Origin of the sequence: Faecalibacterium duncaniae (genome assembly GCF_010509575.1) — a bacterium.
In the GTDB taxonomy this organism is placed as follows: Bacteria; Bacillota; Clostridia; order Oscillospirales; family Ruminococcaceae; genus Faecalibacterium; species Faecalibacterium duncaniae.
On record NZ_CP048437.1, the window covers coordinates 1,721,581 to 1,735,412 of the forward strand.

Below are 13,832 nucleotides of genomic sequence, written 5' to 3' on the forward strand. Positions count from 1 at the left end.
AAAGGCAAACATAGACACGGCGGCATCCTCCTATGTGCCGCCGTGGATTTACACGGTGTTAGGTCGTCGTTGGTTTAGGATAAACGAAAAGAAACGGCGGCTCTGAAATCAAAGCCACCGCTTCATAGGCGCGTGGAAATGTGTCTGCTTTACGACGGCTTTTTTTCTTTTGCCGTCGTCCGGCAGAATGTTACTCCATATTCAATTCAATGCTTCCAGTGAAATTTTCACATTCAATGCCGATATAGTTTCCACCTTCAGGGAGTGTAATTGTATCACTATATGATTAGCGCCTATTAGGAAAACACACTGTCAAAGGGGTTCGTAGCGGGGGTTAGCCCGCTACTGCGGTATCTTCCGTAGTGTTGATTTCAATGTACTCGGCAATCTTGCGGAGCTCGTCAGCAAATTTGAATTTCACGCTGATATTACCGTTTTCATAGACCTTGATATAGTCCACAAGCTCAACCAAGATTTCACGGTTGAGGGCTTCAATGTTCTGATACTTCATAAAGGCTACCAGTGCAGGATGCTCGTTGTCTACACCGTTTGCCAGTTCTGCGCGTTCAGCGTTCAGACGAGTGAGCACTGCGGAAATATCAGAAGTCTGCCGTTCATAGTCTGCCTTCATATCCCGGTATTCCTGCTGGGTGATTTCACCGTCTTTCCAGTCCTGATAAAGAGATTGCTTGTAGCGTGTTATTTTTGTCAGTTCTCGCTCTTTTGCAGCTATCAGATCGTCCAGTCGGTAAGACTGGCTTTTTTTGATTGGAGCGGAATTGATCTGCGTGACGATTTCCGAGTAGGAAACAGCCAAATGTACCTGATGCTGTACAGCGAACAGAACAGCAGCCTCCAGCCGTTCATGCTTGATTGAGTGCATGGTGCAGGCTGTCCGGGAACGGTTCTTGTAGGTTGAGCAAGAATAATATACATTGTTGTTCTTGCCAACGCATCGGGTAATGGCCCGCCCGCAATCGGCACATTTCAGAAAGCCGCTGAATAAATGTACCTCACGGCCTTTCGGGGAAGTACGGGTATCACGCTGTAAGAGAGCCTGTACCTTGTCGAAAGTTTCATAGTCGATAATGGCCTCATGCGTTCCAGCCACTTCCACCCATTCCTCGCGGGGAACAGCTTCAATCTGGTGTACCTTGTAGCTTTTCACCCGGCTTCGGCCTTGGGCTAAATCCCCGGTGTAGGTCGGATTGGTAAGAATGGAGTGGATCATGCGGACTCCCCACATAGGATCGTCATACCCTCTTGTCGAAACAGGCAAGCCCTTTTGTACCTTGTAAGCCGAGGGGCTCGGTACGCCGTGTTCGTTCAGGTACAGCGCGATAGCACGTTTTGATGACCCTTGAATAAGCATTGTGAAAATGAGTTTGACATTTTCAGCAGCATCGGGATCAACAATCAGCCTGTGCTTGTCCTTTGGGTGCTTTACATAGCCGTAAGGAGCAAATGCTCCGATATACTGGCCGTTGCGCCGTTTGTAATCAAATACCTGCCGGATCTTTTTGGAAGTCTGATAGCAGTAATTATCGTTCATCACGTTTGTAATGGGAACGATGATATTTGAAACGCTGTCGGGGTTCTTGTAGCTGTCCACATTCTCAGCAAGGCTGATAAAGCGAACACCCATTTGAACAAACAGGTTATCGATCAAACTTCCGGCATCGCTATAATTTCGTGCGAAGCGGGACAGGTCTTTTACTATAACGCAGTTGATTTTACCACTCACGACATCCGCCAAGAGCCGTTGAAAATCTTCACGGTTAGCGTCCGTTCCAGTATGTCCGTCATCTACATATTCCGTGATACTTTCAAACTCGTCAATGTTGCGTCGGTAAAAATCGTTCAGTAGGTCACGCTGGTTCTTTACGCTGTTGCTATCGTCTTTTCCTTTTTTCAAATCTTCCTTTGAAAGCCGGATATAGATGCCCAGCCGCCAGCGGCGGATTGTGTAAGAGGGAGAGAAACTCTGCTGATACCCTCTGTTTTTTGCTCGTGCCATTGTTCCTCCTTCCCTATCACATTACACTTATATTATAACTCTGTCCGGGGAGGACAACAAGGATGCCTCCGCTTCGGGACACTTTGTCTCGAAGAAGCAAAATGAGCTGTAACCGAAGTTACAGCCCGCTTCTTTGCCGCAGCAGGAAATCCGTCAGCTTATCTTGGAGAGATGGCCCGCTTTCAGCAAATTCAATTTTCACGCCAACACCACCGATGCAAAAGCAGTATGGATTTTTGACAGTCTGCAAAAATCGAGAGATGCGCTCCTTTCGGGAAAGCGCATTGTCAAAGGTCATACCGCTCACATCAGGCAGGGACTCGGCAGCCACCGCGCCAATGTCAACGCTTCTCATTTGTTCAAGTTCCTGTGTAGTTAATTTCACGGTAAACCTCCTTCGCAGATTGATAGAACGCCTCCCTCTGTTTGGTGGGGAAACGCAACAGACCAGCACCGCCGGGATGCTGGTCTGTTGCCTTACTCCACCTTGGGACACTTTGTCTCGAGGTTTATTATAGTTTTTGAATATTAGAGAGCGCCGCACATATTTACTTGGCCTGTCCAAAGACAATCGTTATTTTCTGTGCGGCGCTCTCAACGCAAGCAAAGCGACAAGCCCGGAGGAACAGGCAGCCAACCTGTTCAGCGCCGGATCATGGCCTTGGGATGGCCGGGCCCATTTACAGTGTTGGTGTTGTTCGCTCAATCTCTTTAGGGAAATGTCACCGCGCACCCACCGTCTGGCTCCCCGTACTTACTCAGGGTTGCCGTTATTCCCTTGCGTTAAGAAGAAAACCTCCTCTCATAAACCGAGACATTTTTTCATCAATTCCAAGTGGGTTAAGAAGAAAAAATCAAAAATTTTTTTTCATGCGTTCAAGGCCACGCTTGATCGACTGGCGAATAGACTCCTCATGTACGCCCTCGGCCTCGGCAATTTCCTTAATCGACTTGCCAAGAATGATATGTGCGTCAATTCTACGGCCTTGGATCTCCGGCAGAGAATTGAGAGCGTTCCACAGACGAAGAAAGGTTTCCATCCGTTCAAGGAGCTCCTGCGGGGTCGGCTCATGCAGGCAAGCGGAATACTCAATCCCGTCATCGCAGTCCAGAGAATACTGCGCCTTGTGCCGGGAGAGCCGCCGCTGGTAGGCCATTTCATAGCGGGCATCGGCCTTGAATACCTCGGCCACCTCGTCAGAAACTTCGATAAGCTGATCCTGCGTGTACCAATAATAAAAATCTTTCAAATTGATAGTAGTCATCGTAAAATCCTCCATTTCAGTTTGTTCGGGGTTGGTCGGAAACGAAATGGAGTAACGGCGGAGAACGGCACCGCACCTCGGGACACTTTGTCTCGAAGTCTGGAAAGCAAAATGCGCCTGCGCGACACAAGGCCGCACAAGCGCATGAAAATATATTATCGGTTATGTACTGTTTAATTTCACATTCAAAGCCGGACTGCTCCGATGGGGGAGCTACGCTTTTTTTAACTGGTGCAGGTCATGGATACTGCGAAATAAAAAGAAGGACACGGTAAATTAACCTCCAATCGGCTACCGTGTCCCTGCAAGTCGTCATAGGTTTGTGTAAACGCAAAGAAACGGCGGCTCTGAAAATCAAAGCCGCCATTTCATAGGCGCGTGAAAATGTGTCTGCTGTACGACGGCTTTTTTTCTTTTGCCGTCGTGCGGCAGCTATATTTTAGGTGATAATCAATTATCTATTCTCTTTATTGCGGTGCTGTATATTCTTTTTGTACGGCTGTGGGAAGCTCGTCATACTGAACTTCAACCCATTCCAGCACTCCACGAATGGGCATTACCGTCAGACGAATAAAGGCGTCCTCTTTCAATTCCCTCGATGTTCCAAAGGTAATGTCCTTTTCGTTTCCGTCCTCGTCATAACAACGCAGCGTGTAGGAGTAGTCCATGCTTCCCCCAAAGTTAATTACACCTCCGGCAGATCCCGTCTGCTCGATCTTGGTGTTGTCGATCTGTGAATAGTAATAGGTGCTGCCTGCACCTGAAAGCAGTAAAATACCAAAACAGATTGCCACGAAAGCACCGGCACCAATCCCAATCAATATTTTTTTCTTCATGTGTAAGTCCTCCTGTTTACCAGCCTTTTTTGAGGGCGGTTTTTTTCGGCTTTTTAACAACTTTTGCGGATGAAACATTTTTTGTTGTAACTACAATAGCCACAGAAATCAATAAGACGACTATCATACTTAGGCTGCATAAGCCTATATTCCAATGAACAGCCGCATCATGGCTTCGGTACTGGATCAGTCCCATACTCGCTGTAATCGGATAGAGATTTGCAAGGGACATATTTCCGGCTGCGAACATTCCCCCGTAGCCATAGACAAATGCAAGAATAACACCTATCATGTGCCCGTTAGGAATACGGGCGGTAAAGGCTATAATCGGAGTTACGGCTATATACAAAAATAAGGTATTAAGGGTGATCTGTATCAAAGCCTGTATTACGGCTGTTACCGAAAATCCCGGAAAGCCAACAAGTAATTCCGCAGCGACAGTAAAAAATGTACTTGCCATACCCAAAAATACGGACAGGAAACCGCAAACAATCAGTTTTCCGCCAATCAACGCAGGGTAGGAAACAGGTATTGTCATAATGCTTTTTAAGGTATCATCTGATTTTTCACGAGCAATGATATATCCTGCAATCAGAGTAATGCACATAGGAAAAATGGTTGTCGTATTATTTTGAATGACGCGTTCGACCAAATGAGGGAAAGTCCAAACTGTACCATCTAATGCAGTAGAAGCAAAAAGAGTAATTCCAACGGAAAGAAGCATTAGCAGAATACCAGCCCAAATGATATGATACCGCTTTAACTTCCATAATTCTGTTTTAATGATCCGATACATTTTATTCCCCCCTTTTCTTGTATAAGAAGTCGATCAATGAGATTGATGCAACAGCCATTATCCCAAGAATGATAACCGTCTGAAAGGTTGAGGGAATAATTGCTTCCAAGGCATTTACATTCAATGGAAACCCATGTTTCACCATATCTCCCGCACCCCAGAGCGTTGTAAGCGGGATAGGCATGAGCCAACATAACCATTTAGGCAATGTTCCGAACAATGTTTCGACGGTAAGGCTCACTACACTGTAAAACACACATAGCAGAATGGAGAAGATGTATGTTTTGCTGAAAAAGACCACAAGTACGATAATCGGCAAAGTTCCCGCTGTAATGAATATTCCAAGTTCAACTGCAACAAGTAGTTTATAGGTAAGACCATGCACTTCCATTGAGAAACTGCCGCAAACAATGGTAGCAAGCATGGAAGCAAGGCAAAAGATAACTCCAAAAATAAATAGCACAATGATCTTTGCCATAATCATCTGTGTACTTGTTACCGGGATTGTGCGTAAATTTTTGAAAGTGTCATTGTCCCGTTCCATAAAAAACAGCATTGCTGCAATGACACCGATGATACACGGCAAGAGAAAAATAACGCCATATCCCATAACCATATTGAACAATCCATCAAAAAGGACTGATTTATTTGGGTACTTCTCCAACATTCTCGGTGTTGCCATCAGAAAGGTAATGGGAATAGGAAATAAAAAAGCGGACAAAAACACAAGTGGGATGATTTTTTTTCTCTTCAATTTCGCGAACTCACATTGAACCAGTTTAAGCAATTCCCTCACCCCCTGTTACTCTCTTGAAATAATCCTCAAGACTTTCTTCACAGGTATGCGCCTCTGATACCTCCAATCCGTTTTCTACAAAGGCAGTTACAATTTTCCCCACAGGTAGATCAAGGTTGTGCAGGCGCAAATTGTGGTCGTCCTGTATGGAGAAATGGTTTTCATGGAAATTGCGCTCCAAAATTCTTGCCGCCTGTGCAGTATCAGAGAGCGTAAACCGGATATGCTTACTGCTTTTTTGCTCCAGCTCAGCAAGGCTTTCTTCTTCCAGCAATGCGCCGTGGTCGATAATTCCAATATCGTCAGCCAGCAAGGAAATCTCCGAAAGAATGTGACTGGAAATCAAAATGGTTTTTCCTCGCGCGTCACAAAGCTCACGAATAAAGGAACGTACTTCTGCAATACCGATGGGGTCGAGGCCGTTGATCGGCTCATCCAAAATCAAAAGCTCCGGATCGTGCATAACGGCAAGGGCGATGGCAAGCCGCTGCTTCATGCCAAGAGAATACTGTGAAAAGAGCTTTTTATCTTTGTAGGGCAGTCCTACCAGATCCAGAGCATCTTTGATAGCATGATTGTTTGGTACGCCCCGCAGAGTAGCAAAGATACGCAGGTTCTCTGTGCCGGTCAGATTGGGATAAAAGCCGGGGGACTCAATTAGACTGCCAATGCGGGGGAGCAACTTCTTTTCATTCCCTTGCAAAGACTTTCCCCAGATTTTGACCTCCCCGGAAGTCGGCTCCGTTAAGCCCAACAGCATTTTCATGGTAGTGGTTTTTCCGGCTCCGTTTCTGCCCAGCAGACCGTAAATTCTCCCACGCTTCACATGAATATTTAAGTCAGCCACACTCTTTTGTGAGCCGTATTGCTTCGTCAGATTTTTTGTTTCAATGATATAATTTGTATCCATATTCAAAACCTCCTGTTCTGTAAGGTATTCTATCATGCCAACCTTGCATTAACCTTGCCGCAACCTTGCATTAACCTTGCAATTTGAAATCCAGTAAAATGACAAAGGCTCCCGCCATAAAGACGGGAACCCGCTTAACTCTCCAAAGGAAAAAGCAACATAAATTCAGTTCCTTTTCCCGGCAAACTTTCAACTGTTATACTCCCACCCATCTTTTCTACAAGCTGATGGACAATAGAAAGACCAAGACCGCTTCCTTTTTCAGACCGTCCTTTGTCACACTTATAGAGCCGTTCAAAAATGTGTTTCAAATCTTCCTTCTCAATTCCCACTCCATTATCCGCCAGCAGCAACTCCATGTTATTTTCCTTCTTTGACAGGGCAATTTTGATTTTGTCTGCATGGCTGTGAGCGATTACATTTTGAATAAGGTTATTGATGATCCTCATATAGCTGTCCATATCCAATCTTACCCGGACAGGCTGTTCGGGAATATCGATGTCATACTCAACCTGTTTATCCTCAAAAATCGGTATCCAGTCAATGAGGATATTTCTTGTCAGCTCTGCGGCCTCAACGCTCTGGATTTCCAAAGCAAACTCGTTTGAATTTAACTTGAACCAGTCAAAGAGTACATCAATATATTCTTTCAGATCATGGGCTTTCCGGCGGGCGGTTTCAATATAATCATCCCGGTCTTTTCCTGTGACCAGTCCTTTGTGTGCAGCGTCAAGATACCCAATCAGAGTAGTAAGGGGCGTTCGCACGTCATGGGAAAGGCTCGTCATAAGTTGGCGGTTGGTTTCTTCTGTCTGCCGTACAGTTGAAAGTCTGCTTTCATAGGCCACAACGATCTCATTGATTTCATAGGCAAGAGGTGCTGTCAGTTCATTTGTTGCAGATAGAATACGCCGGTTGCCATTTCCGTTTTTCACATCAACCAGCACATCGGTCATTTCTGCTATTTGTTTTTTTACACGCCGAACGAGAACGATGGAAGTCAATACAGCCACAACAGCAATCACAATGGACAAGGATACGATAATTTCCATGCTGACTACACCTCCTTATTAAACCGGTAGCCAATCCCTTTGACCGTTTGTATATACTTTGGGCTTGAAGGATTGACTTCTAATTTTTTACGAAGTCGGCTGATAATCGCCATAATGTTACTGTCATCATAGAAATATTCTTCGCCCCATACTTCCTCATAAATCTGCTGTTTGGTCAAAATTTTCCCTTGATGTTTTGCACAGTACAGGAGCAAATCAAATTCCTTTGGGGGCAGTTCAAAAGTGCCGTTTGATGTAGTAACAGAACGATTTTCAAGGTCAATCTGCAATCCGTAAAAATTTAGCTTTTGTATGGCTCCAGCTTGCTGATTAAAGCGAGTGTAGCGGCGAATAAGAGACGCAATACGGGCAATCAGTTCATCCATATCAAACGGTTTTGTAAGATAATCGTCCGCTCCGGCCCGTAAGCCCCGTACTTTAGAAATGCTGTCATTTTTAGATGTGAACATCAAAATCGGCAAGCTGTACTCCTTGCGAATTTCTTCCAGCGTTTCAAACCCGTCCATGCCGGGCATCATCACATCCAGCACCACAAGCTGGTATTCCTGCTCTCTTAATTTTTGTAAGCCCTCTTTTCCGGTATTACAAAAATCAGCTTCTATGTTTTCTGCTTGTACGCTACGTTTAATCAAAGTGCACAGCTCTTTGTCATCATCTATAATCAGGATTTTATTCATGGCGCAACTCCTTTCCTTGTTTTGTCCTTCCGTCAATCGGCTTTTCCGCATCTTTTGGAATTAGCCAGATAGTTGCCATCTTTACAGCACCAGGAATACGCCCGGCAGCACAATAGTAATTTACTCTACGAGGTGTCACGCCCCATTTTTCGGCGGCCTCTTTTAGTGTCATATAATCCATTCTGCACCTCCATAGAGTATATTATAGTTCTTCGACTCGAACAATACAAGTTTTGGAAGAAAAGAATGTGAAATTAAATAGTCAGTAGTATGAAATACACAGTCGTTCAAATAATATCACATGAAATGTAAAATCATATCAGGTGATGTTATGAAGATAGAACGAGATGAAAGACGCTTTGATTTTCACGATATAGGGCTCGCCATCAAGCGTGCAAGAGAAGCCAGCGGTATGACACAGGAGCAACTGGCCTATATTGTTGACCGCGCTCCGCGTACCATTATGTATAATGAAAATGATGGTCAGCATCCAAGCTTCAACACCTTTTATCAGATGGTCACAATGTTTGATATATCGGTGGATCAATACTTTTACCCGTCCCAGAATAGCGGGAGCGAGTGCAGGAAGCGGATTGATGCCATGTTGAACGCCTTGGACGAAAGAGAATTGAAAATCGTTGAAGCTACAATCCAAGCGATGAAAGCGGCCAAGGAAACGGAGGATGCGTAAAGAGAAACACGCGCCTCCGTTTTTTCGCGCCACTTCCGGGGTTGCGCGTTTCGGCAAGCAATTCGGGTGTGGCCACACTCCGAAATTTTTGCTGGCCGCAGGCCCGCAAAAATGCTTGTTGGGGAGCTCCCCAAACCCGCTGGACTTCGGGACAAATTGTCCCAAAGTTCCGGCGCTATGCGCCTGTTGTCTGCGGCCTGTCGCTATCGCTCCTGGGCCTTATTTTCCCGCCCGTCTGTCACGCCGAGCAGATGATCTATGTTCGCTTTGACCGCCACAGCCTGCCGCATATCCGCCTGGGCCTTGCGGTATTCCGCATAGAGGGCTTTTTTCTTTCCCGCCAATTCCTGGCGGGACTTTTTCATATCCGCCATCTTTGGCAATTTTGCACCGTCCAAAAGCTCATTCATAGTGGCCCGGGCCGCCCGGTAAGCGGCAAGCTCCGCCTCATGCTCCGACAGATATTTTTTACTGTACCGGGCCGCCTTGTAACCGTCAAACACAGGCCGGGTTTTTGCGTAGTCCACAGTAGCCGCCATGAGCCCGGAGGTCTTTTCCAGCTCCGCCTCCGTTTGCCGCAATTCCTCGGACAGCGTGTGAAAACGCTCTACTGCCTTTTCTGTACTGGCCGCCAGCGCCTCATAGTCCATCAAATCATTTTCCCGCAGGTACTGGAGCGCAGCAGCCATCTGTTTCAGATTGTAAACCTTGGCCCACCGTTCATAGGCCGGGCCCTTGCCCTGTGCCATGCGCTCTTGAATGTCTATAATCAGATTAACACGCCGGGCAGGAGCCGGAGCCTCCTGCGGGAGCTCCGGGATCGGACGCTCCCCGGCAATCATAGCCCGGATGTCCTCGGGATCAAAACCATCCCCGAGGGTAGATGCCCGCAGGCGGGTGGGCTTATCCTGTCCGGGAGCAAGAAAGGAGATCACACCGCCACGGCCATGCTTTACCAGAAAGCCGGTCTCCTCCATGAGCCTCAGAAACGCCGGAAAATCGGCGGGCTGTTTTTTCAGAGCCTCCACGATGGCCAGCCGCACCCGCTGTTTTGCAGAGGGCGGCTTTTCCACAATCCACTGGCCATAATGGAGATACCGGCCCTTGCTGTGCTGTTTTGGATTTTGGATCACAGAGAGGTCATGCTCAACGCACACCCGGTCAGAGAGCCGCCGCAGAGCAAAGCTGGAGCCGATAAAATTATGGAACTTCCGGGAGCGGTCAAAGGCCGTTGAATTGAAATAAATGTGATTGTGGAGGTGGCTCTTGTCTGTGTGGGTGCAGACAAAAAACTGATACTTTCCCTTTGTCCAGCGCATGGCTGTTTCATAGCCGATCTGGTTGGCCTCCTCTGCTGTTACTTCGCCGGGTGGGAACGCCTGCCGGATTTGAAAAAACAGGGCTCCACGCTCTACGGCCCGGCCCATTTCCGCCTGGTACTGACTCTTTACCAGCAGAAACTCAGCGGGAGCCGTGGCCGGATCGCAGAGGTATGAGGACAGGGCTCCCAGCTTTTTCGGATTAAGCCCATAGTTAAAGCGTTCCTCCATTGTCTGGACAGCGCCTTTCCCAGCCGCCACCTTGTAGGGCCGGATATAAGTTGTAGCCGTGAGCACACCTCCTTCCAAAAGAAAACGGCGGCTGTCCGTCCAGCCGCCGCAGGGGGCTTCGGGACAAATTGTCCCAAAGCGTTATCCTGTGATAAAACTCTTTAGCGAGTAGTTGAGACTGTCCAGCTTGTCAATGAGCCACTCCGCCACAGCGGGCAGGCCGAAGGGCGAAACAGCAAAGGCGATCACAAGCCCCTGTATGCCCCAGCGATCCCCCGTGATTAAAGCAAACAGGGCTCCGATCAGACAGAGAAAGGACAGGGCGCAGAACACCCATGACGCAAAGGAAAAAGCAAAATTCAATACTGCCACAAGGAGCGTGAGGGCCAGAACAAAGGGGGCCGCTAAAAGTTTCAGAATGATCCGCATCGCTTGATACCTCCTTGAAAAGTGTGGTTTATGGTTCCTTACATGATAATTATACCTCTGTCCGGGAGGGACAACAAGGATGCCTCCGGCTTTCAGCACCTCGGGACAAATTGTCCCGAAGTAGTGAAAACCGGGGAGCGGCATACGCCACTCCCCGGCAGGATCAGAGCTCCACCAATGCGGAGAGCTTTTTCAGCAGATCGAACAGCGGCCCCCACAGGGCGGCATAGTCCCGTTGCAAAGCGGCGATCTCCTCGGGGTAAATCCCGCCGTAGGTGTTGGCCTGGATCGCCACTTGATTGAGGTTGTTTGAGCACCGCCGCTGGAGCGATACCAACTCCCGGACGGGCGAGAGGTCAACATGGAGCACATAGCCATTGAGGGCCATTTTCCGCATATAGGCCCCCATATTGCGGATGCCCGACTCGGCCATGCGTTGTTGAATAAGGGCCTGCTCCTCCTCGGACACCATCACATGGAGATGGATCGGGCGGCGGCGTTTCTTTGTCATCGTTCCTCCCGTTCCCGGCTCCGGCGCTTGTGGGGCGGTTCCTTAACCTTATCCAGCTCCTTTTCCTCCGGGGGTGGGGCCTGGTTATTGAGAACACCGTCCAGCATATTGTAATTGTGCTCGGTGGCGATCTCCGCACTTTTCATCGGGTTATATCTTTCTTCCATACAAATCCTCCTATCGGTCGCCCCGGTCGGGGGCCTTTTTCTTATGGATGGGATCGCCCTGGCTGGCTTCGGCCAGAGCTCCGGCCTCTTTCATCTGCTGGGCAATCGAGAGGGGCCTGTCATCGTTTTTTCGGGATAATTCAGAAATGACGGAGGCAGGACGGAGCTCATAGTCAGACGCCTCCTTTTCGGTCAGCGGTCTTGTATAAGTCAGATGCCCCCATGCCAGAAATGCGCCGCCCTCCACCGGGATGCGGCGGTCATAGTTGACGATCTCATCCGGGGCATTGTGGGGCGGTTTGGGGAATGTCCCGATGTCCACAGGCCGCTGGGTAGAGTAATATTTGTAAAGGCCGGGGGCCTCGGTCTGCACGATCCCCACATAGTAAAGCCGCTGATAGTCCTTTACCCGGTCTGAAAAATCCTGTTCCATAGCGGCCAGATCGTTGCCGTAATGTCCCCATTCATACTGCCGCTGGCCGTTCTTATCATCGTAACAGGCCCATGTGACATAGGGGGATGGAGCTGTGGGATGATGCCCCAGCGCAAAGCCCCTGCCATTTTCCAGCATCACAGCCTTCAAAATGGAATAGCCTTGATTTTTGTCCACAAATACACCTCCTTCATCGTGTCATATCCTTTTCCGTTTTCCGGGCAAAGGGCTGGAGCTGGTAAGGGCTCTGCCCATCCTCCGGGCGCAAAAATTCCATCCGGCCCGCCGCATATATGGCATTTTTCGTAAGCTGTCTCTGCCATGCTCCCTGGCTGGGAGCCCACTTAAAACCGTTGCTTTTCAGTTCCCGCCGCTGTTCCTCCGATGGCTTTTCCTCAAAAAAGAGCTGCAAGCGGTTTTCTCCTTCGTTGATTTCCGCCCGTCCCCCGGGAAAGGCCCAGCCCGCATATTCCGACTGGCTTTTCAAATCCTCAATGCGCTGGCGTGTGCGGCGGATGTTGGCGTTGTTGTTGGTAAGCAGATAGGACGGATAGGGTACGGGATTTTTGCGCCAGTCGGATGCCATAGAGGACTGGAACTTTCCAATTTCCTCGGCGGACAGGACGGGACAGCCCTCCAGCGTTTTATGCTTGCGGTAGTAGGCATTGACGGTTTTCATTTCCTCCTGCATGGCCTCCAGCCCTGCCAGCTTCGCCTCCAGCTTTTCCACGGCCCGGTCATCGTCTGCGCTGATCCCGCCCATACCTGTTGAGCGCACCTTATCCAGCAGGCCCTCGATCTGCATATATTCGCCCATATTCTTATCCCGGGCGGCGTTCTGCTTTTCCTTTTTCCGCACCGGGAAGTTGGAGCCTCCGGCGATGAGGATCGAGGGTACACGGGCATCTATGAGATTGCACTGGTTGATGTTCTCCGCCAGCTTGCGGGCATAGCGGTCTATGAGCCCGTCAATCTTTTCGTGGTACATGGGATCGACACGCCCTTTCTGCTGTTTCCCGAGGGTATAGGCCCGATCCACCATTTCACGGTAAGCGGCGGTGGCGGAGCCGGGAACATAGTCGGAAAAGCTGTTGGCGTTTTTGGCACGCCGGGCGGCCTCCTCATTGATGGGGTAATATTTCGGCATAATTCCTCCTCTCAGAAAGCGGGTACTTCGGGACAAAGTGTCCCAAAGTCCCGCTGTATGGATGTTGACAGCATCGGGGCAAACGGGGCCAGACCGTAGAATGATACGGCAGGCCAACGAAATGGCCCCGGAAAGCCTTGCTATAAGCGGGTTTTACAGGCCCTAATTGTCAACGGATGCACCCCGCTTTTTCCGCATATATTCCCGTTGCTGGCGGCGGTGGGCTTTCTTTGCACAGGCCGCCGAGCAGTACGCCTGCCGCCTGTCCGGGGGAACAGGCCCGCCGCATACCGGGCATATCTTAAAATCCGGCCTTGGGCCCTCGCTCATAAGGGCCACTTCCAGCGCCGGATCAAGGGGCAGGACGGACTCCCGGAAATAGCGGCAGTATGATCCCGTCCAGCATTTACCCAGCATATAGCAATCGCTATCCAGCGGCAGGCATCCGTATTCCCGGTCATAGTTAGCGCACCATGTTACCACAAGAGAGCGGATCGCTGTCTTTTCCTTGCGTGTCAGTTCACGGGACAATCC

18 protein-coding genes are annotated in these 13,832 nt (G+C 48.9%); 1 reads left to right on the forward strand and 17 read right to left on the reverse strand.

The window, feature by feature from the left end:
* Window positions 1-334: 334 nt before the first annotated feature.
* From GXM22_RS08370 to GXM22_RS08415, 10 genes are all read right to left on the reverse strand, one after another.
* Window positions 335-2,017 carry a recombinase family protein gene (locus GXM22_RS08370; protein ID WP_005933562.1) on the reverse strand — a complete coding sequence of 561 codons (1,683 nt, stop codon included), beginning with the start codon at window positions 2,015-2,017 and terminating at the stop codon, window positions 335-337.
* A gap of 118 nt (window positions 2,018-2,135) precedes the next feature.
* The gene (locus GXM22_RS08375) at window positions 2,136-2,372 is read right to left on the reverse strand and encodes a DUF6870 family protein (RefSeq protein ID WP_005933564.1); all 237 of its coding nucleotides are present in this window, start codon (window positions 2,370-2,372) and stop codon (window positions 2,136-2,138) included.
* 499 nt (window positions 2,373-2,871) lie between these two features.
* Window positions 2,872-3,282, reverse strand: a complete 411-nt coding sequence (locus tag GXM22_RS08380) for a sigma-70 family RNA polymerase sigma factor (protein WP_014080807.1) — start codon at window positions 3,280-3,282, stop codon at window positions 2,872-2,874.
* Between the two features lie 467 nt (window positions 3,283-3,749).
* On the reverse strand, window positions 3,750-4,118 hold the full coding sequence (locus tag GXM22_RS08385; protein WP_005933575.1) for a YxeA family protein: 369 nt from the start codon (window positions 4,116-4,118) through the stop codon (window positions 3,750-3,752).
* Window positions 4,119-4,134: 16 nt separating this feature from the next.
* On the reverse strand, window positions 4,135-4,914 hold the full coding sequence (locus tag GXM22_RS08390; RefSeq protein WP_005933580.1) for an ABC transporter permease: 780 nt from the start codon (window positions 4,912-4,914) through the stop codon (window positions 4,135-4,137).
* 1 nt (window position 4,915) lies between these two features.
* Window positions 4,916-5,710, reverse strand: coding sequence for an ABC transporter permease (locus tag GXM22_RS08395; protein WP_005933582.1), 795 nt, complete (start codon window positions 5,708-5,710; stop codon window positions 4,916-4,918).
* Window positions 5,694-6,620 carry an ABC transporter ATP-binding protein gene (locus tag GXM22_RS08400; RefSeq protein ID WP_014080809.1) on the reverse strand — a complete coding sequence of 309 codons (927 nt, stop codon included), beginning with the start codon at window positions 6,618-6,620 and terminating at the stop codon, window positions 5,694-5,696. The genes GXM22_RS08395 and GXM22_RS08400 overlap by 17 nt, the downstream gene beginning before the upstream one ends.
* 134 nt (window positions 6,621-6,754) lie before the next feature.
* A complete protein-coding gene (locus tag GXM22_RS08405; protein WP_005933586.1) occupies window positions 6,755-7,672 on the reverse strand; it encodes a sensor histidine kinase in 918 nt (305 codons plus the stop codon).
* Window positions 7,673-7,677: 5 nt separating this feature from the next.
* Window positions 7,678-8,370: a response regulator transcription factor gene (locus tag GXM22_RS08410; protein ID WP_007884039.1), complete on the reverse strand. Its 693-nt coding sequence runs from the start codon at window positions 8,368-8,370 to the stop codon at window positions 7,678-7,680.
* The gene (locus tag GXM22_RS08415; RefSeq protein ID WP_007884040.1) at window positions 8,363-8,551 is read right to left on the reverse strand and encodes a helix-turn-helix domain-containing protein; all 189 of its coding nucleotides are present in this window, start codon (window positions 8,549-8,551) and stop codon (window positions 8,363-8,365) included. The genes GXM22_RS08410 and GXM22_RS08415 overlap by 8 nt, the downstream gene beginning before the upstream one ends.
* A 150-nt stretch (window positions 8,552-8,701) precedes the next feature.
* Between GXM22_RS08415 and GXM22_RS08420 the strand changes: the two genes are divergently transcribed.
* The gene (locus tag GXM22_RS08420) at window positions 8,702-9,061 is read left to right on the forward strand and encodes a helix-turn-helix transcriptional regulator (RefSeq protein ID WP_014080810.1); all 360 of its coding nucleotides are present in this window, start codon (window positions 8,702-8,704) and stop codon (window positions 9,059-9,061) included.
* Between the two features lie 203 nt (window positions 9,062-9,264).
* Here GXM22_RS08420 and GXM22_RS08425 read toward each other — a convergent pair whose 3' ends face one another.
* The 7 genes from GXM22_RS08425 to GXM22_RS08455 all read right to left on the reverse strand — a co-directional run bounded on the left by GXM22_RS08425 (window position 9,265) and on the right by GXM22_RS08455 (window position 13,829).
* Window positions 9,265-10,611 (reverse strand): relaxase/mobilization nuclease domain-containing protein, encoded by a 1,347-nt coding sequence (locus GXM22_RS08425; RefSeq protein WP_044025051.1) that lies wholly within the window; start codon window positions 10,609-10,611, stop codon window positions 9,265-9,267.
* Window positions 10,612-10,752: 141 nt separating this feature from the next.
* A complete protein-coding gene (locus GXM22_RS08430; protein WP_014080812.1) occupies window positions 10,753-11,040 on the reverse strand; it encodes a CD1845 family protein in 288 nt (95 codons plus the stop codon).
* Window positions 11,041-11,203: 163 nt separating this feature from the next.
* A complete protein-coding gene (locus GXM22_RS08435) occupies window positions 11,204-11,551 on the reverse strand; it encodes a plasmid mobilization protein (RefSeq protein ID WP_005933598.1) in 348 nt (115 codons plus the stop codon).
* Window positions 11,548-11,718: a DUF4316 domain-containing protein gene (locus GXM22_RS08440; protein ID WP_005933602.1), complete on the reverse strand. Its 171-nt coding sequence runs from the start codon at window positions 11,716-11,718 to the stop codon at window positions 11,548-11,550. The genes GXM22_RS08435 and GXM22_RS08440 overlap by 4 nt, the downstream gene beginning before the upstream one ends.
* 10 nt (window positions 11,719-11,728) lie before the next feature.
* Window positions 11,729-12,328 (reverse strand): defense against restriction DarA-related protein, encoded by a 600-nt coding sequence (locus tag GXM22_RS08445; RefSeq protein ID WP_005933606.1) that lies wholly within the window; start codon window positions 12,326-12,328, stop codon window positions 11,729-11,731.
* Between the two features lie 13 nt (window positions 12,329-12,341).
* Window positions 12,342-13,298 (reverse strand): hypothetical protein, encoded by a 957-nt coding sequence (locus GXM22_RS08450; protein WP_005933609.1) that lies wholly within the window; start codon window positions 13,296-13,298, stop codon window positions 12,342-12,344.
* A 162-nt stretch (window positions 13,299-13,460) separates the two neighbouring features.
* Window positions 13,461-13,829, reverse strand: coding sequence for a cysteine-rich VLP domain-containing protein (locus tag GXM22_RS08455; protein WP_005933611.1), 369 nt, complete (start codon window positions 13,827-13,829; stop codon window positions 13,461-13,463).
* Between the last annotated feature and the right edge of the window lie 3 nt (window positions 13,830-13,832).